General features: G+C 65.8%; 22 protein-coding genes. 8 read left to right on the plus strand and 14 right to left on the minus strand.

The features are described from left to right. Positions 1-10: 10 nt before the first annotated feature. Positions 11-2,104, plus strand: coding sequence for a squalene--hopene cyclase (shc, locus tag QX132_RS07560; protein WP_315777657.1), 2,094 nt, complete (start codon positions 11-13; stop codon positions 2,102-2,104). A gap of 99 nt (positions 2,105-2,203) precedes the next feature. On the opposite strand, the gene QX132_RS33020 is transcribed toward shc, so the two are convergent. Further along, positions 2,204-2,446: an MBL fold metallo-hydrolase gene (locus QX132_RS33020; protein WP_409998127.1), complete on the minus strand. Its 243-nt coding sequence runs from the start codon at positions 2,444-2,446 to the stop codon at positions 2,204-2,206. Then, positions 2,443-3,516: an NAD-dependent epimerase/dehydratase family protein gene (locus QX132_RS07570; RefSeq protein ID WP_315777658.1), complete on the minus strand. Its 1,074-nt coding sequence runs from the start codon at positions 3,514-3,516 to the stop codon at positions 2,443-2,445. The genes QX132_RS33020 and QX132_RS07570 overlap by 4 nt, the downstream gene beginning before the upstream one ends. A gap of 138 nt (positions 3,517-3,654) precedes the next feature. Between QX132_RS07570 and QX132_RS07575 the strand changes: the two genes are divergently transcribed. Next, positions 3,655-4,275, plus strand: coding sequence for a TetR/AcrR family transcriptional regulator (locus QX132_RS07575; RefSeq protein ID WP_315777659.1), 621 nt, complete (start codon positions 3,655-3,657; stop codon positions 4,273-4,275). Between the two features lie 296 nt (positions 4,276-4,571). Here QX132_RS07575 and QX132_RS07580 read toward each other — a convergent pair whose 3' ends face one another. Genes QX132_RS07580 through QX132_RS07590 form a run of 3 tightly spaced genes read right to left on the minus strand, consistent with a single transcriptional unit; the run spans position 4,572 to position 8,483 of the window. Next, a complete protein-coding gene (locus tag QX132_RS07580; protein ID WP_316160611.1) occupies positions 4,572-5,759 on the minus strand; it encodes a nickel/cobalt transporter in 1,188 nt (395 codons plus the stop codon). Then, positions 5,756-6,391, minus strand: coding sequence for a DUF1007 family protein (locus tag QX132_RS07585; RefSeq protein WP_315759461.1), 636 nt, complete (start codon positions 6,389-6,391; stop codon positions 5,756-5,758). Before QX132_RS07585 ends, QX132_RS07580 begins: the two co-directional genes overlap by 4 nt. Positions 6,392-6,401: 10 nt before the next feature. Next, the gene (locus QX132_RS07590) at positions 6,402-8,483 is read right to left on the minus strand and encodes a M3 family metallopeptidase (protein WP_315777661.1); all 2,082 of its coding nucleotides are present in this window, start codon (positions 8,481-8,483) and stop codon (positions 6,402-6,404) included. Between the two features lie 132 nt (positions 8,484-8,615). On the opposite strand from QX132_RS07590, the gene QX132_RS07595 reads away from it, so the two are divergent. The 6 genes from QX132_RS07595 (at position 8,616) to QX132_RS07620 (ending at position 13,598) form a co-directional block, all read left to right on the plus strand. After that, on the plus strand, positions 8,616-8,876 hold the full coding sequence (locus QX132_RS07595) for a hypothetical protein (RefSeq protein WP_315777662.1): 261 nt from the start codon (positions 8,616-8,618) through the stop codon (positions 8,874-8,876). A 673-nt stretch (positions 8,877-9,549) separates the two neighbouring features. After that, positions 9,550-10,692, plus strand: a complete 1,143-nt coding sequence (locus QX132_RS07600) for a type III PLP-dependent enzyme (RefSeq protein ID WP_315777663.1) — start codon at positions 9,550-9,552, stop codon at positions 10,690-10,692. A 179-nt stretch (positions 10,693-10,871) separates the two neighbouring features. Next, positions 10,872-11,465: an N-acetyltransferase gene (locus tag QX132_RS07605; RefSeq protein ID WP_316160613.1), complete on the plus strand. Its 594-nt coding sequence runs from the start codon at positions 10,872-10,874 to the stop codon at positions 11,463-11,465. Further along, positions 11,453-11,614, plus strand: a complete 162-nt coding sequence (locus QX132_RS07610) for a hypothetical protein (protein WP_316160614.1) — start codon at positions 11,453-11,455, stop codon at positions 11,612-11,614. Before QX132_RS07605 ends, QX132_RS07610 begins: the two co-directional genes overlap by 13 nt. A gap of 95 nt (positions 11,615-11,709) precedes the next feature. Beyond that, entirely contained in the window at positions 11,710-12,099 is a 390-nt protein-coding gene (locus QX132_RS07615; protein ID WP_316160616.1) for a RidA family protein, read from the plus strand. Between the two features lie 74 nt (positions 12,100-12,173). Beyond that, on the plus strand, positions 12,174-13,598 hold the full coding sequence (locus tag QX132_RS07620; RefSeq protein ID WP_316160617.1) for a homospermidine synthase: 1,425 nt from the start codon (positions 12,174-12,176) through the stop codon (positions 13,596-13,598). Between the two features lie 191 nt (positions 13,599-13,789). Here the strand turns inward: QX132_RS07620 and QX132_RS07625 are convergent, their stop codons facing one another. The 9 genes from QX132_RS07625 to QX132_RS07665 all read right to left on the minus strand — a co-directional run bounded on the left by QX132_RS07625 (position 13,790) and on the right by QX132_RS07665 (position 20,510). Further along, a complete protein-coding gene (locus tag QX132_RS07625) occupies positions 13,790-14,110 on the minus strand; it encodes a hypothetical protein (RefSeq protein ID WP_316160618.1) in 321 nt (106 codons plus the stop codon). Positions 14,111-14,194: 84 nt separating this feature from the next. After that, positions 14,195-15,214 carry a WD40 repeat domain-containing protein gene (locus QX132_RS07630; RefSeq protein ID WP_316160619.1) on the minus strand — a complete coding sequence of 340 codons (1,020 nt, stop codon included), beginning with the start codon at positions 15,212-15,214 and terminating at the stop codon, positions 14,195-14,197. Continuing rightward, the gene (locus QX132_RS07635) at positions 15,214-16,254 is read right to left on the minus strand and encodes a CobW family GTP-binding protein (protein WP_409998878.1); all 1,041 of its coding nucleotides are present in this window, start codon (positions 16,252-16,254) and stop codon (positions 15,214-15,216) included. Before QX132_RS07635 ends, QX132_RS07630 begins: the two co-directional genes overlap by 1 nt. Positions 16,255-16,325: 71 nt before the next feature. Continuing rightward, positions 16,326-17,201: a metal ABC transporter substrate-binding protein gene (locus QX132_RS07640; RefSeq protein ID WP_315777667.1), complete on the minus strand. Its 876-nt coding sequence runs from the start codon at positions 17,199-17,201 to the stop codon at positions 16,326-16,328. Between the two features lie 11 nt (positions 17,202-17,212). Next, positions 17,213-18,085: a metal ABC transporter permease gene (locus QX132_RS07645; RefSeq protein ID WP_409999051.1), complete on the minus strand. Its 873-nt coding sequence runs from the start codon at positions 18,083-18,085 to the stop codon at positions 17,213-17,215. Next, positions 18,082-18,843, minus strand: coding sequence for an ABC transporter ATP-binding protein (locus QX132_RS07650; RefSeq protein WP_315795908.1), 762 nt, complete (start codon positions 18,841-18,843; stop codon positions 18,082-18,084). The genes QX132_RS07645 and QX132_RS07650 overlap by 4 nt, the downstream gene beginning before the upstream one ends. Continuing rightward, on the minus strand, positions 18,843-19,037 hold the full coding sequence (locus QX132_RS07655) for a hypothetical protein (protein WP_315795906.1): 195 nt from the start codon (positions 19,035-19,037) through the stop codon (positions 18,843-18,845). Before QX132_RS07655 ends, QX132_RS07650 begins: the two co-directional genes overlap by 1 nt. 309 nt (positions 19,038-19,346) lie before the next feature. Next, positions 19,347-19,733 carry a fluoride efflux transporter CrcB gene (crcB, locus tag QX132_RS07660; RefSeq protein ID WP_316160621.1) on the minus strand — a complete coding sequence of 129 codons (387 nt, stop codon included), beginning with the start codon at positions 19,731-19,733 and terminating at the stop codon, positions 19,347-19,349. Positions 19,734-19,910: 177 nt separating this feature from the next. Continuing rightward, positions 19,911-20,510 carry a superoxide dismutase gene (locus tag QX132_RS07665; protein WP_315753699.1) on the minus strand — a complete coding sequence of 200 codons (600 nt, stop codon included), beginning with the start codon at positions 20,508-20,510 and terminating at the stop codon, positions 19,911-19,913. Positions 20,511-20,577 lie beyond the last annotated feature (67 nt).

Here is a 20,577-nt window from a genome sequence, read left to right on the forward strand (position 1 = left end):
AGGGATCGTGATGACTTTGACCAGCTCGGCCCCCGCGCGCGCGCCGCGCGACCCGGGAAATTACCAGACCGCCCTGCAATCGACGGTGCGGGCGGCAGCGGACTGGCTGATCGCCAACCAGAAGCCCGACGGTCATTGGGTCGGCCGCGCCGAATCCAACGCCTGCATGGAGGCGCAATGGTGCCTGGCGCTGTGGTTCATGGGGCTCGAGGAGCATCCGCTGCGCAAGCGCCTGGGCCAGTCGCTGCTCGACAGCCAGCGCCCGGACGGCGCCTGGCAGGTCTATTTCGGCGCCCCCAATGGTGACATCAACGCGACCGTCGAGGCCTATGCCGCGCTGCGCTCGCTCGGCTTCCGCGACGACGAGCCGCCGGTGCGCCGCGCCCGCGAATGGATCGAGGCCAAGGGGGGCTTGCGCAACATTCGCGTCTTCACGCGCTATTGGCTGGCGCTGATCGGCGAATGGCCGTGGGAGAAGACCCCCAACATCCCGCCCGAGGTGATCTGGTTTCCGCTCTGGTTTCCGTTCTCGATCTACAACTTCGCGCAATGGGCGCGCGCCACCCTGATGCCGATCGCGGTGCTGTCGGCGCGGCGGCCGAGCCGGCCGCTGCCGCCCGAGAACCGGCTGGACGCGCTGTTTCCGCATGGGCGCAACGCGTTCGACTACGAGCTGCCGGTGAAGGCCAATGCCGGCGGCTGGGACAAGTTCTTCCGCGGCGCCGACAAGGTGCTGCATGCCCTGCAGAACCTCGGCAACAAGCTCAATCTCGGCCTGTTCCGGCCCGCGGCCACCAGCCGCGTGCTGGAATGGATGATCCGCCACCAGGATTTCGACGGCGCCTGGGGCGGCATCCAGCCGCCCTGGATCTACGGCCTGATGGCGCTCTACGCCGAGGGCTATCCGCTCAATCACCCCGTTCTCGCCAAGGGCCTCGATGCCCTGAACGATCCCGGCTGGCGGGTCGATGTCGGCGACGCCACCTACATCCAGGCCACCAACAGCCCGGTGTGGGACACGATCCTGACCCTGCTCGCCTTCGACGATGCCGGCGTGCTCGGCGACTACCCCGAAGCCGTCGACAAGGCGGTCAATTGGGTGCTCGACCGCCAGGTCCGCGTGCCCGGCGACTGGTCGATGAAGCTGCCGCACGTCAAGCCCGGCGGCTGGGCGTTCGAATACGCCAACAACTACTATCCCGACACGGACGACACCGCCGTGGCGCTGATCGCGCTGGCGCCGCTGCGCCATAATCCCAAATGGCAGGCCAAGGGCATCGACGAGTCCATCCAGCTCGGCGTCGACTGGCTGATCGGCATGCAGAGCCAGGGCGGCGGCTGGGGCGCCTTCGACAAGGACAACAACCAGCAGATCCTGACCAAGATTCCGTTCTGCGACTACGGCGAGGCGCTCGATCCCCAGTCGGTCGACGTCACCGCCCACATCGTCGAGGCTTTCGGCAAGCTCGGCATCTCGCGCAATCATCCGGCCATGGTGCGCGCGCTCGACTACATCCGACGGGAGCAGGAGCCGAGCGGCCCGTGGTTCGGCCGCTGGGGCGTCAACTACGTCTACGGCACCGGCGCGGTGCTGCCGGCGCTGGCCGCGATCGGCGAGGACATGACGCAACCCTATATCGGCCGCGCTTGCGACTGGCTCGTCGCGCATCAGCAGCCGGACGGCGGCTGGGGCGAAAGCTGCGCCTCCTACATGGATGTCAGCGCGGTCGGCCGCGGCACCACCACGGCGTCGCAGACCGCCTGGGCGCTGATGGCGCTGCTCGCCGTCAACCGCCCTGAGGACAAGGAGGCGATCGAGCGCGGCTGCATGTGGCTGGTCGAGCGCCAGTCGGCCGGCACCTGGGACGAGCCGGAATTCACCGGCACCGGCTTCCCCGGCTATGGCGTCGGCCAGACCATTAAGCTGACCGATCCCTCTTTGCAGGAGCGGCTGATGCAGGGCCCGGAGCTGTCCCGCGCCTTCATGCTCCGCTACGGCATGTACCGTCACTACTTCCCACTGATGGCCTTGGGCCGCGCGCTGCGGCCGCAGGGGCATGGCAACACTGCAGCTACGCCTTCGCCGCCGTCCCGGCCTCGTTGACGATGGAGCCTGGCATGAGCGTTACGAACGATCGTGCCAGCCCGGCGCGTCGAAGCGCTGAAGCCAATTCTCTGGGAGATTCATCGTAACCTTCGTCGGTCAGACGAACGTACCCCAGTGATGACCAACCGCTTGCCGCGCGCCGCACAGCCGGAACGCTTCGACCGCCTCGGCCGGGTTCATGTGTTGGTCTTTCATGAACCAGCGCGGCGCGTAGGCGCCCACGGGCAGCAATGCCAACCGCAACTGCGGATGCGCCCGGGCCACCTCTCTGAAGGTGCTTCCGTCACCGAAGCCCGTGTCGCCTACGAAGTAGATACCCCCACCCGGCGCCTCAATCATACAGAGACGACGCTCGCGCGACGTTCGCCCCGATGGGCGGACGAACTGGCGAGCTTGGACTCAGGCTGCCGCATCGCGGCCAACCCTTCGTCCATGGTGATCCGGGGCGCATAGCCCAGCTCGGTCTGAGCCTTGCGGGTGCTGATAGTGAACGGCTTGCCGATAAGGCGCAGCATCTGGCGCGTGATCGGCGGCTCGCCCTTGAGGCGCATTGCACGCCACGCTGCCCCCATGAGGCCGGCCATGGTCCAGGCTATTCCGAAACGAACGGACTTGTCCGCAGCAGTTATCCCACGAGTGGCAAGCAGAGACGAGATGAAGCTTTTCAAGGTGCTCTGCTCGGCATCGGCGATGAAATACGCTTCGCCCCCCCGGCCTCGATCTGCGGCGAGAATCAGCGCGTCGCACAAATTATCGACATGGCAGCTCGACATGGCCTGCGTGCCTCCAGCGACCCACCGCCACCGGCCTGCGTTCACGGTCTCTACCATGTGATCGAGAGTTGGCATTTTGCCTCCCCAGATAAATGGCGGCCGCAGCGCGATGGTCTCCAGGCCGGGACGCATGCCATTAGCTGCCAGCAACACGCGCTCGCCTTCGGCCTTCGAAGATCCGTAGGGCGAGAAGGCACGGACCTGCAGCGGCAGGCTCTCGTCGACATTCAACATCGGTTCGGGATCGCCCATGACCACGGCCGCAGCGCTCACCGCAACCAGGCGGCGCACGCTCGCCGTCGCTGCGGCCGCGTTCACGACGGCGCGCGTGCCCTCGACGTTGATCCGGTCGAAAATCTCCTGGTTGCCCCAAAGCTTGAAGTGCGCGGCGACATGAAACACGACCTCGCATCCTGTCATCGCCTTTCGCAACGCTTGTTCGTCGTTGAGTTCGCCGCGTACGGGCGTTGCTCCGAGTGTCTTGACTTGCGCCTCGCTCTCCGCGCTTCGGGCCAGCGCCCGCACCTGCCATCCCCCCACGAGGAGATGCGTAATCAGGCGGCCGCCAACAAAGCCGGAGCCACCAGTCACGAGAGCGACGCGGCGCTGGTCGGATGGCGTGGCGGGAGCAGTCATGGCGAACCTCCTTGAGCTAGATGACCCAACCTTGTGGCCGCCCCGTTCAAAAGTCAACGAACATATTTCATATTATGTTCGTTTGCATGAACCGGAGAGTTCTAGTATCCTTTCTGAACGATGGAATCGAAGACATCCATGCCCGCAACCCCTTCTCCTACCGAGGAAACTTCGTTTCGGGCGCAGATCCTCGACACCGCGCGCGCCCAAGTGCGCCGCCATGGTGAGGCCAAGACCAACGTGGTCGACATCGCCCGCGCTCTCGGCACTTCGCACACGACGATCTATCGCCACTTCCGCTCCAAGGCGGACATTTTCGATGCCCTGGTCGTCGAGGCGATGCGTGATGAGGAGGAGATGGCAAGCCGCTTCGTCGAGGCGGAAGGACCTTTCGCGGAGCGTCTGGAGGGCATGGTGCTCGCGCTGCATGCCCGCAAGCGGGAGCGGTTCACTGCGGATGCCGAGGTTTACGGCCTATACCGCCGAATTGTGGACGAGCGGCCGGACATCATCGCCGCTTACTCACGAGCAATGACTGCTCTTATCGCCCGCATTCTGGCTGATGCAAAGAAGCGCCGCGAGATTCGAGTTGATGATATCGAGGCTGCCGCGGGCGTTGTGCGCGACGCAGTCACCGTGTTTGTCCACCCCGCTCATGTGGCAGCCGCCGTCGCGGCCAATCTGCCGAGCGAAAAAATGGCCCGCAACGTCGTGCGCACGCTTTGCGCCGGCTTCCGCGCCGGAGCCGAATTGACTTAAAGCAGACCCTCGCGCGGGGCGTGTGTCGAACAGGCGCTGGCTTCTATGGCCTTTGACAATGCCGAGGTGGGCTTCTGCCCTGGGGACTACCTCCAATCGCCTATCAAAACTCGCGGCGGAAGGTATGGGTCCCGAGTCGGCGCCACGACCGCGCTATCGCGCGCTCGTGGCTCGCCCGGGACGACACAATTGTTGCTGCGCGATCGCGGCCAACCGTCATCGCTGTCATGCCTCGCGCATGCGGGGCATCCAGCACGCAGTGACCAAGGCGTGGCCAGGAGCGGAGCCCGCGCCGATCAGAAGCAGGTCGTGCGTTCCGCCGCGATGTAGCCCAGCAACAAGCCCGCGCCGAACAGCAGTACCAGACCGGCGGCGCCGAATTCCAGGCCGCGCATGATCAGGGCGCCGCCGCCCTCGCGGCCGGCGCTGAGCCGGCGGGCGACGTCCTTGGCGGCGACGGCGAGCACAGCGATGGTCGCGACGGTCACCGCCGTGCCCATGCCCATCACGAAGGTCGCGGCGACGCCGGCCCAGAACATGCCCTGGGCCAGGGCGAACACCAGAACAAGGATCGCGCCCGAGCACGGGCGGATGCCGGCGGCGAAGATCGCCTGAAAGCCGCGCTGCCAGCCGCCGGGACCGGCGAGCTCGCTCGGCGCGGGCCCGTGGGAATGGCCGCAACCGCAATCATCGCCATGGACGTGATCGTGGTGGACGTGATCGTGGTGGGCATGAGCCGCCGCATGCGCATGATCGTGGTGATGATGATCGTGGCCGTGGTGGTCGTGGTCATGATGGTGATCGTGACCGTGACCGTGATGCTCACGATGCTGGTGATCATGCGCGTGGCCATGATCATGGGCTGACGGCGCCACGGCAGCCGCGGGCGCACCGGCCAGCGCCAGAGCCGGCGCCGCCGGCTGCCAGGTGCGCAGGAACGCCGCGCCCTTGACCCAGACCAGGCGCGCGCCGAGCAGCGCGATCAGGCCGTAGCTCGCGATCTCCACCACCTTTTCGGCGCTGCACATCGTGGCCGCGGTGGCATTGAGCACCACCGCACCGATGCCGACGATGACGACCGCGACCAGCGCCTGCATCAGGCCCGAGGCGAACGACAGCACGATGCCGCGCTTCGCCGTTTCCTGGTTGGCGACGAGATAGGACGCGATCACCGCCTTGCCGTGGCCGGGGCCCGCAGCATGAAAGATGCCGTAGGCAAACGAGATCGCGAGCAGCCACCACACCGCCGAGCCATCTTGCTTGGCCGAGCGGATCGCCCCCGACATCTGGCGGTAGAACTCCGACTGCTTGGCGAGCAGCCAGCCGACGATGCCGCCGACCTGTGGCTCGGCCGGTGCGCCGAACGGCGGCTTGGCGAGCAGCGCATGCGAGGCGGCGTCGGCGGCCAAGAGCGCGGAAATGAGCGCAACGAGGATCGCGACGCAGGTCAGGAGCGGTCGAGCGGAGCTGGGGCGAGGCGTCATGGACATTCCACTGAGATCTTGTTGGCGAAGTTCATTCCGAAATTGGCGTTCGCCCCGCCGCTCAGGAATGTCTGTTCGTTCATGGTCTGCGCGACGGATCCGCCGTCGCTCGGTCTCACCAGGCCGAACTTGCAGCCCGAGGGAGCGCTGACCAGCGTGACGGGATCCTTCTCCGCCATCTGGAAATCGATGAAATAGCTGGGATCGTAGACCTCGACCTGGAGCTGCTTCGTCTTCACCGGCGCCTTCAGCGGCAGGGTGAAGTGCAGGGTCAGCTTGGTGTCCTTGTATTCGAGGTAATAGTCGACGGGGTCCTCGAGCTTCTGCTTGCGCCCGTCGGCCTTGAGGAAGGTGAAGTAGGCATATTCCTTCAGCGACTCGGCGTTGGTCTGCGCCAGCGGCGCCAGCTCCTCGCGGGTGTAGACGCCCTTCTGCTTGGTCTCGAGGCCCTGCAGCGCGTAGGTCGCGAACATGTCGTCGAAGGTCCAGGCGTGGCGCACGCCGGTCACCGAGCCATCGGCCGCATAGAGCAGCTCGCTGGTCGCGGTGACCCAGACATGCGGGTGGGCGTTCGCCGCGCTCGCGCCGAATACGAGCGTCAGCGCAGCGAGGACGAACCGGACCAGTGCCATCCTCTTCACCTCAAGCCGCCTTGGCAACGTCGAGCAGACCGCGCCGGCGCAGCAGCGCGTCGGGCTCGGGCTCGCGGCCGCGGAAGGCGATGTAGGCCGCTTCCGGATCGAGCGAGCCGCCCGAGGCGTAGACATTGTCGTGGAGCCGCTTGGCGACCGTCGGATCGAAGATGTTGCCGGCTTCCTCGAAGGCGCCGAAGGCATCCGCATCCATCACCTCCGACCACATGTAGCTGTAATAGCCCGCCGCATAATGGTCTCCCGAGAAGATATGGCCGAATTGAGTCGGCCTGTGGCGCAGCGCGATTTCGGGCGGCATGCCGATCTTCTCCATCTCCGCCCGCTCGAACGCACGCACGTCCTTCGACGCCGCCGCCGGCTGGGTGTGGAATTCGAGATCGATCAGCGCCGAGGACACGAACTCGACGGTGGCAAAGCCCTGGTTGAAGCGGCGCGCGGCCAGGAAGCGCTCGAGCAGGTCCTGCGGCAGCGGCTCGCCCGTCTGGTAGTGGCGCGCGAAGGTCTGCAGCACCTCGGGACGCTCCTGCCAGTGCTCGTAGAGCTGCGACGGCAGCTCGACGAAATCGGTGAAAACCGCAGTGCCCGATAGCGAGGGATAGGTCACGTTGGACAGGATGCCGTGCAGGCCGTGGCCGAACTCGTGGAACAAGGTGCGGGCATCGTCCGGCGACAGCAGCGACGGCTGGCCGTCGGCCCCCTTGGCGAAGTTGCAGACGTTGATGATCAAGGGCGCGGTGTCGCCATCGAGCTTCTGCTGGTCGCGCAGCGAGGTCATCCAGGCGCCGGAGCGCTTCGACGAGCGGGCAAAGTAGTCGCCATAGAACAGCGCCTTGTGGCGGCCTTGCGCGTCCTTGATCTCCCAGACCCGGACGTCCGGATGCCAGACTGGGATGTCCTTGCGCTCGGCGAAGGTGATGCCGAACAGCCGCGTGGCGCAGTCGAAGGCGGCTGCGATCATGTTGTCGAGCGAAAGATACGGCTTGATCGCCGCGTCGTCGAAGTTGGCCTTCGCCTGGCGCAGCTTCTCGGCGTAATAGCGCCAGTCCCAAGCCGCGAGCTTGAAGTTGCCGCCCTCCGCCGTGATCATCTCCTGCAGCTGATCGCGGTCGGCCAGCGCCTTGGCGCGCGCCGGCTTCCAGACGCGCTCCAGCAGCCCGCGCACGGCCTCCGGCGTCTTCGCCATGGAATCCTCGAGGCGATAGGCGGCGAAGTTCGGAAAGCCCATGATCTTGGCGGCCTGCTCGCGCAAGGACAGGATCTCGCCGATGACGGCGTTGTTGTCGTTGACGTTGCCATTGTCGCCGCGCGCGGTGAAGGCCTTGAACACCTTCTCGCGCAGGTCGCGGCGGGCAGAGCTCTGCAGGAACGGCTCGACCGAGGAGCGTGACAGGTTCACGATCGCCTTTCCGGGCATGCCGCGCTCGTCCGCCGCTGCCTTGGCGGCAGCCACGAAGCTCTCGGACAGGCCGGCACGGTCGTCCTCGCCGAGCTCGAGGTACCAGTCCTGCTCGTCGCCGAGCACATGGTGGCTGAAGGTGGTGCCGAGCTGGGCGAGCTTCTCGTTGATCTCGGCCATCCGCACCTTGTCATCGTCCGAGAGGCCGGCGCCGGCACGGCGGAAGCGGGTGTAGGTGCGCTCCAGGAGCCGCTGCTCCTCACCGGTGAGCTTGAGGTCCTTGCGGTTGTCGTAGAGCAGCGCGATGCGGCCAAACAGCACGGCATTCATCATGATCGGGTTCCAGTGCCGCGCCATCCGCAGCGACACGTCCTTGTCGATCTCCAGAATCGCCGGGTTGGAATGCGCCGACACCAGATCGTAGAACACCGCCGCGACCTTCGACAGCAGCTTGCCCGACCGCTCCAGCGCCGTGATGGTGTTGGCGAAGTCCGGCTCGGCCGGATCATGGGTAATCGCGGTGATTTCGGCGGCGTGGTCGGCGAAGGCGCGCTCGAAGGCCGGCAGGAAGTGCTCGGGTTTGATCGCGTCGAAGGGCGGTGTCTGGTGCGGGGTCTCCCAGGCCACGAGCAGCGGATTGGTCTGGGCGTCGATCACAGCGGTGGTGTCTGACATCGGCTGGGGTCCGTCCTCTCCCGGAAGTTCGATGCGCCCCTCATACCACGGAGCCGGCTCTTTTTGGGTCATTTCCCCTTGAAGGGCCGGGCCTTTTCGGAGAGATTGCGGCCCGCAACAGGACCCTGGACCATGAACGCAGAGACCACCTCCAAAGCCGGCCGCCAGATCGCCTGGCCGACCGTGATCACCGTCATCTCGGCGGCGATCCTGATCGGTGCCGAAGTGTTCGGTGCGGCCTTCGCCGGCGGCTGGGCGCTCGCGATTCTGTTCGGGCTCGGCGATGGCGGCGCGCACATCGTTCAGGCCGTGCTGTTCGCGATCGGCGTGTTCGTGATGATCGGCTTCATCCGTGGCGCGCAGCGCATCGAGCCGTTCACCAAGCGCGCGTGAGTCACGCGAAAACACTGTCCTGCAAGGGTGAACGCGTTACGAAACTTTAAGCTCGCTTAACGTTCGTTCAGACATCTGCGCAGCATGTGTGTCGCGTAAGCACAGATTAGGGAAATCTTTCCCGGCGCCCAAAAATTCCTTGCGAACGAAATTCAAAACGCTTATTTCCGCTTCTGCCCAATTTCGCACGTGCCTGTGGTCGTGTGTCAGTCGGTAGGTATCCGGACAAGAGGCCGGACAGCCGCCAAGGGATGAGGAACCGAGGGGCCCTCGGATCGTTGCGATCAAGATCACCATGATCGAGATCGCCATGCTCCAGAGCCCAGCATCTCTCTCAAGAGATGCCGCTGAAGGTCACCCCATCTTTTGCAACCGTGACTGGCAGCCGGAGGCGAACCGGCGCACCCCGCTCTCAACGGGGGACGCGACTTAAAGCAACGACGGATCGGGCTTTTTTGGTCTCTACCGGCAGTCCAAAGCCGGCGCGGGCTACTGAAAAGGCTTGTCCTTCATTGCCAGGTGTGCGGGCGGGAAATTCCCAACCAATCCACGGCAGCACAATTCGGCTACGGGTTCGAGGTTTTGTCGCCTTTCCATCGGGCGGCAACGCCAAGGCACCCGTGTCGGGATCATTTTGAACGGGTCTCGTCGCTGGGACCGTTTGGAGGGTGCTATGACCGAACGTATCCGGGAATTCCTGCGCAACCGCCGCGAGGAAGGTCTGGACCACGAGCCCTGTCTCGTCGTCGACCTCGAGATCGTGCGCGACAACTACATGAGCTTCGCCAAGGCGCTGCCGGACAGCCGCGTGTTCTATGCGGTCAAGGCCAACCCGGCGCCGGAAGTGCTGTCGCTGCTCGCCTCGCTGGGCTCGTCGTTCGACACGGCGACCGTCGCCGAGATCGAGATGGCGCTGGCCGCCGGTGCGACGCCGGACCGCATCTCCTATGGCAACACGATCAAGAAGGAGCGGGACATCGCGCGCGCCTATGCGCTCGGCATCCGCCTGTTCGCGGTCGACTGCGCCGCCGAGGTCGAGAAGATCGCGCGCGCCGCGCCGGGCGCCAAGGTGTTCTGCCGCATCCTGTACGATTGCGCCGGCGCCGAGTGGCCGCTGTCGCGCAAGTTCGGCTGTGATCCGGAGATGGCGGTCGACGTGCTGGACCTGGCCAAGCGGCTCGGCCTGGAGCCGTGCGGCATCTCGTTCCATGTCGGCTCGCAGCAGCGCAAGGTGAAGGCGTGGGACCGCGCGCTGGCGATGGCCTCGACGGTGTTCCGCGACTGCGCCGAGCGCGGCATCAACCTGACCATGGTGAACATGGGCGGGGGCTTCCCGACCAAGTACCTGAAGGACGTGCCGCCGGTCGTGCAGTACGGCCGCTCGATCTTCCGTGCGCTGCGCAAGCATTTCGGCAACCAGATCCCGGAGACGATCATCGAGCCGGGCCGCGGCATGGTCGGCAATGCCGGGATCATCGAGTCGGAAGTGGTGCTGATCTCGAAGAAGAGCGACGAGGACGAGCTGCGCTGGGTCTATCTCGACATCGGCAAGTTCGGCGGCCTCGCCGAGACGATGGACGAGTCGATCCGCTACGCCATCCGCACCCCGCATGAGGGCGCGGAGATGACCCCGTGCGTGCTCGCCGGCCCGACCTGCGATTCGGCCGACGTGATGTACGAGAAGCTGCCGTATCCGCTGCCGGTGACGCTCTCGATCGGCGACAAGGTGCTGATCGAGGGGACCGGGGCCTATACGTCGACCTACGCGTCGGTGGCCTTCAACGGCATCCCCCCGCTGAAGACCTATCACATCTGATCCGGCTTGCTTCGCCACCCGCTTGCGGGTGAGACGACGCGAAGCTTCGGGTGGGGCCGCCCCCACCCCGACCCTCCCCCGCAAGCGGGGGAGGGAGCGATAGACCGTCACCTTCAACCTGACATCACGTGTTTGCGCGCGGGCGGTGGCTCGCGGCGCAGGCCGGGGACTGACGTGCCATGACCGCTTTTCGCTCCGTTACCACTGCGCCCCATCGGACTGCCGCTTCGTTCGCGATCCGCAGCGAACGAGCCTCCGACGTCGCGGCGCGCGAGACGCTGCTCGATGCCTGCTTTGGCGACAACCGCCATGAGCGCACCTGCCAGCGCCTGCGCGACGGACGCGCGCCCGCCGCAGGCCTCGCCTTGTCGGCGGTGCGCGGCGGCGCCCTGGTGGGAACGCTGCGGTTGTGGCACGTCAGCGCCGGCGGACGCGATGCGTTGATGCTGGGACCGCTGGCGGTCGCGCGTGAGGCGCGCAGCCTCGGCGTCGGCGCTGCGCTGATGAACGCCGCGCTGATGATCGCGGCGTCGCGCGGCCATGGCGCCGTGATCCTGCTCGGCGACGCGCCCTATTACGCCCGCTTCGGCTTCTCGGTCGCGCAGACCGCCAAGCTGGAGCTGCCCGGCGCGTTCGCGCGCGAGCGCCTGCTCGGGCTCGAGCTGGTCGAGGGTGCGCTCGATGGCGCCGCAGGCCCGATCCGCGCCACCGGCGCCCGGGAGCGGAAGGCCCGCCGCAGCCGCAAGGAGCGGCTGGTATCATGCGCGGCGTAACCGCCCGCGACGGGCACGCGCCGCGGCGGCGGACATTGCTGCCGACGCTGGTGCTGATCCTGCTCGGGATCATGATCGTCCGCGACATCGTGGTGCGGCGCTGGAGCAGCACGCCGCCCGCCGGACCTGACGTCACCCGCCCGCGTTAGGCATGCCGGCAACGGACGCCGCAGCAGCCCCTCAGGGGTTGCGCAGGTGCAGCAAAAGCTCTTTAACCCCCGAAAATCCCACCACGAGGTCCGCCATGTCCCGCCGTCTGATCTCTACCGGATCACCGTTCGAGAAGAGCTTCGGCTACAGCCGCGCCGTCATCGATGGCGACTTCGCCTTCGTCGCCGGCACCACCGGCTACGACTACACCACCATGACGATGCCGGCCGATGTCACGAGCCAGTCACGCAACTGCTTCAAGACCATCGCCGCCGCCCTGCAGGAGGGCGGCTTCGAGATGGCCGATATCGTCCGCGCGACCTACTACCTCACCGACGTCAACGACGCCGATGCCCATTTCGCGGTCTGCGGCGACGTGCTCGGCGACATCCGTCCGGCAGCCACGATGGTGGTCGTCGCAGGCCTGCTCAAGCCCGAGATGAAGGTCGAGATCGAGGTCACGGCCAAGCGGCGCAGCACCTAAAAGCGGCGCAGCGTCTGAAGGCGGCGCGCCGCCTGAATCCATCCATCCCACGCACCTTTCGCGGAGAACCATTCATGAGCTCGCAGATCCACGCGAAGATCACCGGCCCCATCGTGATGATCGGCTTCGGCTCGATCGGCAAGGGCACCCTGCCCCTGATCGAACGCCATTTCGACTACGACAAGAGCCGCTTCGTCATCATCGATCCGCATGACGACGGCGCGCTAGCGAAGAAGCATGGCGTCCGCTTCATCCAGCAGGGCGTGACCCGCGACAACTACCGCGATCTGCTGGTGCCGCTGCTCACCGAAGGCGGCGGCCAGGGCTTCTGCGTCAACCTGTCGGTCGACACCTCCTCTGTCGACCTCATGACGCTGTGCCGCGAGATCGGCGCGCTCTACATCGACACCGTCGTCGAACCGTGGGCCGGCTTCTATTTCGACAAGCAGATGGGCGTCGAGCAGCGCTCCAACTACGCGCTGCGCGAGACGCTGCTCGCCGCCCGGCGCAAGAGCCCGGGCGGCACCACCGCCGTCTCCACCTGCGGCGCCAATCCCGGCATGGTCTCCTGGTTCGTCAAGCAGGCGCTGCTCGACATCGCCAAGGACACCAAGACCGAGATCGTCGAGCCGAAGAGCCGCGAGGGCTGGGCGCAGCTGATGCGGAAGCTCGGCGTCAAGGGCGTCCACATCGCCGAGCGCGACACCCAGCGCTCCAGGAATCCGAAGCCGATGGACGTGTTCGTCAACACCTGGTCGGTCGAGGGTTTTGTCTCCGAGGGCATGCAGCCGGCCGAGCTCGGCTGGGGCACGCACGAGACATGGATGCCGGAGAACGGCCGCCGCCACACCGAGGGCTGCGGCGCTGCGATCTATCTGCTGCAGCCGGGCGCCAACACCCGCGTGCGCTCGTGGTGTCCGACGCCGGGCGCGCAATACGGCTTCCTGGTGACCCACAACGAGTCGATCTCGATCGCCGACTACTACACCGTGCGCGACGGCGACAAGGTCGTCTATCGTCCGACCTGCCACTACGCCTATCACCCGGCCAATGACGCCGTGCTGTCGCTGCACGAGATCTTCGGCGCCACCGGCAAGATGCAGGGGAAGTGGCACATCCTCGACGAGAACGAGATCGTCGACGGCATCGACGAGCTCGGCGTGCTGCTCTATGGCCACGGCAAAAACGCCTATTGGTACGGCTCGCAGCTCTCGATCGAGGAGACCCGCCGCATCGCGCCGTATCAGAACGCGACCGGCATGCAGGTCTCGTCCGCCGTGCTCGCCGGCATGGTGTGGGCGCTGGAAAACCCGACCGCCGGCATCGTCGAAGCCGACGAGATGGACTTCCGCCGCTGCCTGGAGATCCAGTCGCCCTATCTCGGCCCGGTGAAGGGCTACTACACCGACTGGACGCCGCTGAACGATCGGCCGGGCCTGTTCCCGGAGGATATCGACACGTCGGATCCCTGGCAGTTCCGCAACATCCTGGTGCGGTAAACCTCCACTGTCGTCCCGGGCAAGCCACGACGGCAACGCCGTCGTGGCGCCGACCCGGGACCCATACTCCCCGGCGGGTATGAGACGGGAGATGGAGCTAACAGCCTGCCTCGAACGACGTCCTGGGGTTATGGGTCCCGGCGTTCGCCCCGACGACAGCGGAATTTGTGGCCGCGTTTGGGCCTCTCCAGCTACTTCCGCTCCATCGTCGGCGCGATCTTCTCGGCCGGGGCTGGCGGCAGCGCCGGCTTCGCGCCTTCCTTTTGAGCTTCCACGTCAGGGCGCGCGGGCTCGGGCGCAGGCGTGGTCGGGCGGGTGCCGCCGGGCTTGGATTCGGCCGGCGTCGCTGACGGCTCAGGCGAGGCCGAGGGCGTCGCCTGCGCGACCTGGTCGGGATGATTGGCCTTGATCTCGGTCAGCGAGATGATGGCCACCAGCGCGCCCAGGCCGAGCAGGCCGCCTGCCAGCAGCATGTCCCGGCGCAACGTCTGTTTGCTGTTGATCAAGGCCATGGCTTGTCATCCGCATCCTATGATGTGCGGAACAACGGTCACGCGCCTGTGGGGTTCCATCGGAGCCTGCGCCCCAGTGCCCCATCAGAGCCGCAGCAGGCCGGCCTCGCCGCCTTCGTCCGAGAATGCGAGCCACGTTCCCGCAGCATTCCAGCCCAGCGCCACGATCGGCGGCGTCTCATTCCGCCGCACCAAGATCTCGGCGCCGTCCTGCATCCGCACCATCAGCACGGTGCCGTCCTCGTAGCCGCAGGCCAGGATGTCCTGCTTGGGATGGCAAGCGACAGCGGTGACCTTGGCCTTCATCGGCGCCAGCATCGCCGGCTCCTTGCCCATCGGGCCGTCCTTGCCGACGAACGGCCAGAGGATGACCATGTCGGCCCCCGAGGTCGCCAGGAAACGGCCGCCGCTGCCCCAGGACATCGACTTCACCCGCGAGGGGTAGCCGGTCATCCGCATGTGCCTGGAGTCAGCTAGGCGCCAGCCGTGCAGCGCCGGCTCGTGCATCGCGGTGACCAGGAACTTGTTGTCGGGGCTGAAGGTGACGGCGTGATGCGAGCCGGCCCAGCCGAGGAATTCCGGCTCGCCCGCCATGTTGGGAAACCACAAGGTCGCGCCGTTGTAATGCGCGATCGCAAGCCGCAGGCCCTTCGGCGCGAACGCCAACCCGCCCGCGGTCGAGGGCACCTCGAGCGACTTCTCCTCGCCCTTGGGCGGACGCACGAACGCGGTCTTGCCGACCGACCAGGCGATCGCACCATCCGGATGAAGGGCAACGTTGTCGATCCAGCGCCGCTTCGGATCGGTCACGAGCACGCTGACGCTGCCCGCCTTGTCGAGCGAGGAAACCTTGCCGTCATCGCCGCCGATCACGATCCGCGATCCGTCCGACACCGCCGACAGGATGCCGCCGCCTGACACCTCGACCTTGCTGATCTCACCCTCGCCGTCGACGATTGCGACGCTCTCCTCGGTGCCGACGAAGACGGCACGATCGCCGAGATAGTGCACGGCCGTGACCGCCATGCCGAGCGAGACCGGCTTCACCTTGTCGGTGACGGACACGATGGATGCGGCCTCGCCGCTCTGGTCGAACGACGTCATCAGGTCACGATGCAGCGTTCGAAACCTTCGCGGATAGCGTCTTCCGGCAGCTCGCGGCCGATGAAGACGACGCGGCTCTCGCGCGCCTCATCCGGCTTCCATTTCCGCTGATGATCGCCTTCCAGCATCATGTGCACGCCCTGGAAGACGTAGCGGTCGTCATCGTCCTGAAACGACAGGATGCCCTTGGAGCGCAGGATCTTGCCGCCCTCGGTCTGCACCAGGTTCTGCAGCCACGGCATGAATTTCGACGGATCGAGCGGCTTGTCGGAGCGCAGTGACAGCGACTGCATCTCCTCGTCGTGATAGTGCTTCAGGCCGTGATCGTGATGATGATGGTGATCATGGCCGTGGTCGTGATCATGGTGGTGATGATCGTGATCGTCGCCCGCTTCGAGGAATTGCGGCTCGATCTCGAGGATACGGTCGAGATCGAACGCGCCGCGCTCCAGCACGTCCGAGATCGCGATCTGGCAGCGCTCGGTGCGATGCAGCTTTGCGTAGGGGTTGATGGCGCGGATGCGCGCCTCGACTTCGGCGAGCTCCGGCTTGGTGACGAGATCGGTCTTGTTGAGCACGATCACGTCGGCAAACGCGATCTGGTTCTTGGCCTCCGGCGCATCCTTGAGCCGGTCCGACAGCCATTTGGCATCGGCCACCGTCACCACCGCGTCGAGCCGCGCGTTCTTCTGCACGTCCTCGTCGACGAAGAAGGTCTGCGCCACAGGCGCCGGATCGGCCAGCCCGGTGGTCTCGACGATGATGGCGTCGAACTTGCCCTTGCGCCGCATCAGGCCGGAGATGATGCGCACGAGATCGCCGCGCACGGTGCAGCAGATGCAGCCGTTGTTCATCTCGAACACTTCCTCGTCGGCGCCGACGATGAGGTCGTTGTCGATGCCGATCTCGCCGAATTCGTTGACGATGACGGCGTATTTCTTGCCGTGGTCTTCCGAGAGGATGCGGTTCAGAAGCGTGGTCTTGCCGGCCCCGAGATAGCCGGTCAGGACCGTCACTGGTGTCTTGCTCGCGTCGGACATGCTCACTCCGAAAACCTCAGATCGCGTCGAAAATGGCTCAAAAAGCGCGCCGCCGCGAGGGCTCGAAAACCCTAACGGACCAGCGCGCTCGTCAGGGCCCTTATATTGTGCCTGACCATGGCAATGTAAGTGGGAACGGGGCCCTTTTCATCGCTCAGGGCGTCGGAATACAGCGTCCCGCCGATCTTCGCGCCGGTCTCGGCGGCGATCCGGCCGACCAGCCGGTCGTCGTTGAAATTCTCCAGGAAGACGGCCGGAATCCCCGCTTTTTTCACTTGGCGGATGATCTCGGCGACGTCGCGGGCCGACGGCTCGGTCTCGGTGGAGACGCCGAGCGGGGCGATGAAGGCGACGCCATAGGCATCGGCGAAATAACCGAAGGCGTCATGGGTCGAGATCACCTTGCGCCGCTCGGCCGGGATCTTGTCGATCTCGGCGCGGACCTCGCGGTCGAGTGCATCGAGCTCGCCGAGATAGCGCTCCGCATTGGCCTTGAAGACCTCCGCGTCTGCGGGGTCGGCCGCGACCAGCGCATCGCGGATGTTCTTCACATAGGCCTTGGCGTTGCCGACCGACTGCCAGGCATGCGGATCGGCATCCGAGCCGCGCTTGCGCGGGGTGATGCCCCGGGTGGCGACGACGATCGGCGCCTTGCTGCCGGAAGCCTGCTGCAGCCGTGGCAGCCAGCCCTCCAGCCCGAGGCCGTTGACGATCAGGAGCTGCGCGGCGCCGACATCCTTCGCATCATGCGGCGTCGGCGTGTAGACGTGCACGTCGCTGTCCGGCCCGACCAGCGAGGCGACATTGACCTTGTCGCCGCCGACCTGGCGGACGAAATCGGCGAGGATCGAGAAGCTGGTGACGACGTTCAGCCGGGTCTCGGCCGATGCGGGGACAATCAGAACAAGGCCGAAGAGCAGGCTCAGCGCGGACAGCAGGCGTTTCATGGGCATCGACTTCAAGCTTCGAGATGGCGTCCCGGAAACAGTTGCGGAAGCACGCCGCCCACGCGTCCGAACAGTACCGAGCCGAGATAGAGCAAGGACGCGACCAGGATGATCGCAGGCCCCGAGGGAATGCGGGTCTGGAACGACAGCACCAGACCGACATAGCCGGAGACGATCGCAGACGCGACCGCGATGCAGATCATCGGCGTGACGTCGCGCGACCAGAACCGGGCGATCCCCGCCGGCAGGATCATCAGGCCGACCGCAAGCAAGGTGCCCAGCGCCTGGAATCCATTGACGAGGTTGACGACGATCAGGGCGAGGAAGATCAGATGCGCCGGCGCACCGGCCCGGCTCACCGTGCGCAGGAACAAGGGATCGACGCTCTCCACCACCAGCGGGCGGTAGATCACGGCGAGCACCACGAGCGTGATGGTGGCGTTGGTCGCGACCATCAGCAAAGTCGGGTCGTCCATCGCCAGGATGTTGCCGAACAGCACGTGCAAGAGATCGACGTTGGTGCCCTTGACCGAGACGATGGTGACGCCGATCGCGAGTGACGCCAGATAGAAGGTCGCGAGCGACGCGTCCTCCTTCAGCCCCGTCGAGCGCGAGACGAGGCCCGATAGCAGCGCCACGGCAAAGCCGGCGATCAGGCCGCCGGTCGTCATCGCAAACAGATTGAGACCCGACAGCAGGAAACCGATCGCCGCGCCGGGAAGAATCGCATGTGCCATGGCGTCGCCGACCAGGCTCATGCGCCTGAGCATCAGGAATACGCCGATCGGTCCGGAGCCGAGCGACAGCGCGATGACCGCGGCGAGCGCGCGGCGCATGAACTCGAAATCCGAGAACGGAGCGAACAGCACCTCGCGCAGCATCATGCCGCCTTGGAGGCTTGCGCGGGCACGCAGGGCGCGGCGGCATCGTCGAACGCCTCGCACATCCGACGCGCCTGCGACAGATTGTCGGCGGTCAGCACCTCCGCCGTCGGTCCCCAGGCCACGGCCTCGCGCGCCAGCAGCAGGGTCTGCGGGAAATGCGCGCGCACCATGTCCATGTCGTGCAGCGCCGCCAGCACGGTGCGCCGCTCGCCATGCCAGTGCTCGATCAGTTGCAACAGGTCGGCCGAGGTCTTCGTGTCCATCGCATTGAACGGCTCGTCGAGCACGATCACGCGGGCATCCTGCAGCAGCACGCGCGCGAACAGCATGCGCTGCATCTGGCCGCCCGACAGCGTGCCGATGCCGCGCCCCTCGAAGCCGGTCAGCCCGACGGCTGCGATCGCCTGCGCGATCTTCTCGCGCGCGACCGCGCCGATGCCGCCGAACATGCCGGTGCTGCGCCACAGTCCGGTGCTGACGAAATCGAACACCGAGATCGGGAAGGAGCGGTCGATATCGGCGATCTGCGGCAGATAGGCGATTTCGCGCGGCCTCACACCGGCGGCCGTGATGGTGCCGGCGAGCGGCTTGAGCAGGCCGACAAGGCCGCGGAACAGGGTCGACTTGCCGGCGCCGTTGGGACCGACCACCGCGAGCAGCGCGCCCGTCGCGACCTCGCCCGTGAGGTGATGCACCGCCGGGTGGCGGTCATAGCCCAAGGTAACGTCGCGGAATTGCAGTTGTGCCATCGCCGTCATCACCGCATCGCCAGCCAGACGATCAGCCACAACACGGCGCTGGCGACCAACGCTGCGCCGAGCCGCGTGGTCACGGGCATGCGCAGGATCGACCACGGCGCGGCCTGCGCCGGATGCGGCGCGGCGGGGCCGTGGCTGTGGGCATGGCCGTGCGTATGGGTATGGTTGTGACTCTGGAGGGCGGACTGGGTCATCTCGTCATAATGTTACATTATAACATCACCTCTGTCCACCGCGGCCGGGGGGTTTCTGGGGCCGAAGGTCTTCGACGCACTCGTCATCGCGAGCGCAGCGAAGCGATCCAGGCTGCCTGCGCGGAGGGATTCTGGATTGCGTCGCTCCGCTCGCAATGACGGAGGAGAGATCGCGCCGCTCTCCGATAAAACGGTCGCCAGGACAGAGCTGCCAATTGGGTTCTCGTCATGCCCGGGCTTGTCCCGGCCATGACGGTGTGGAGAGGAGGCGCCTCTCCCTCGATCGACCTGCCCTCGGCAGCCAATTTGTCAGATAAGATACCGCACCAGGGCCAGGCCGCCGAACAGGCCCGCGATCGAAATCCCGACCGATCCCAGCACATACAGCGCGGCTAGGCCCAGCGCACCCCGCTCGTACAGCAGCGCGGTGTCGAGCGAGAACGCCGAGAACGTGGTGTAGCCGCCGAGGATGCCGGTCATCAGGAACAGCCGCCAATGCTGGGGCGCTTCGCCCTTGAAGGCGAGGTAGCCGGCGATCAGGCCCATCACGGTGGAGCCGGTGATGTTGATGATAAAGGTGCCGTACGGGAAGTCCGTCCCGAATGCCCTGGCGCTGGCCATGTTGATCGCGTGCCGTAGCGAGGCGCCGCAGCCGCCGCCGAAGAAGACGAGAAAATATCCGACCAGCTGATTCACGGGACCTCACCTGCAGCAGGCATCGCGAGAATGGATGCCCTGCCCTTGCCACAAAAGATGCAAAACTTTTGCCGCAGCGGCTTCCGCCTTGCAAGGATTGCCCGCATCAAACCGCGTCGGGCATGAAAAAGGGCGGCGAGCCGAAGCCGCCGCCCTGGTGTCTCGCCCGGCTCGCGATCAGATCGCCTTGCCGTAGAGCTCGTCGACGTAATCCCAGTTGATCAGGTTCTCGACGAACGCCTTCAGATAGTCGGGACGGCGGTTGCGATAGTCGATGTAGTAGGAGTGCTCCCAGACGTCGCAGCCGAGGATCGGGGTCGCGCCGTGCACCAGCGGGTTCTCGCCGTTCGGTGTCTTGGAGATTTCGAGCTTGCCGTTCTTGACCGAGAGCCAGCACCAGCCGGAGCCGAACTGGCCGACGCCGGCGGCGGCGAAGTCGGCCTTGAACTTCTCGAAGCCGCCGAGATCCTCGTCGATCTTCTTCTCGAGCCGGCCGGGCAGCTTGGAGCCACCGCCGTTCGGCTTCATCCAAGACCAGAAATGGATGTGGTTGAAATGCTGGCCGGCATTGTTGAAGACGGCGGGGTTCTTGCCGAACGAGCCCTTGACGATCTCCTCGAGGGACTTGCCTTCGAATTCGGTCCCCTTGATCGCATTGTTGCCGTTGGTCACATAGGCCTGATGATGCTTGTCGTGATGGTACTCGAGCGTCTCCTTGGACATGTAGGGTCCGAGGGCTTCATAGGCGTAAGGCAGGGGGGGAAGCGTAAAGGTCATGGGGGCGGTTCCGCAACTTGTGGAAGACGGGATTTAACGGGACCTTCTTATAGAAGGTTCCGACACC

Origin of the sequence: Bradyrhizobium sp. SZCCHNRI20481, from assembly GCF_032485055.1 — a bacterium.
Lineage (GTDB): Bacteria > Pseudomonadota > Alphaproteobacteria > Rhizobiales > Xanthobacteraceae > Bradyrhizobium.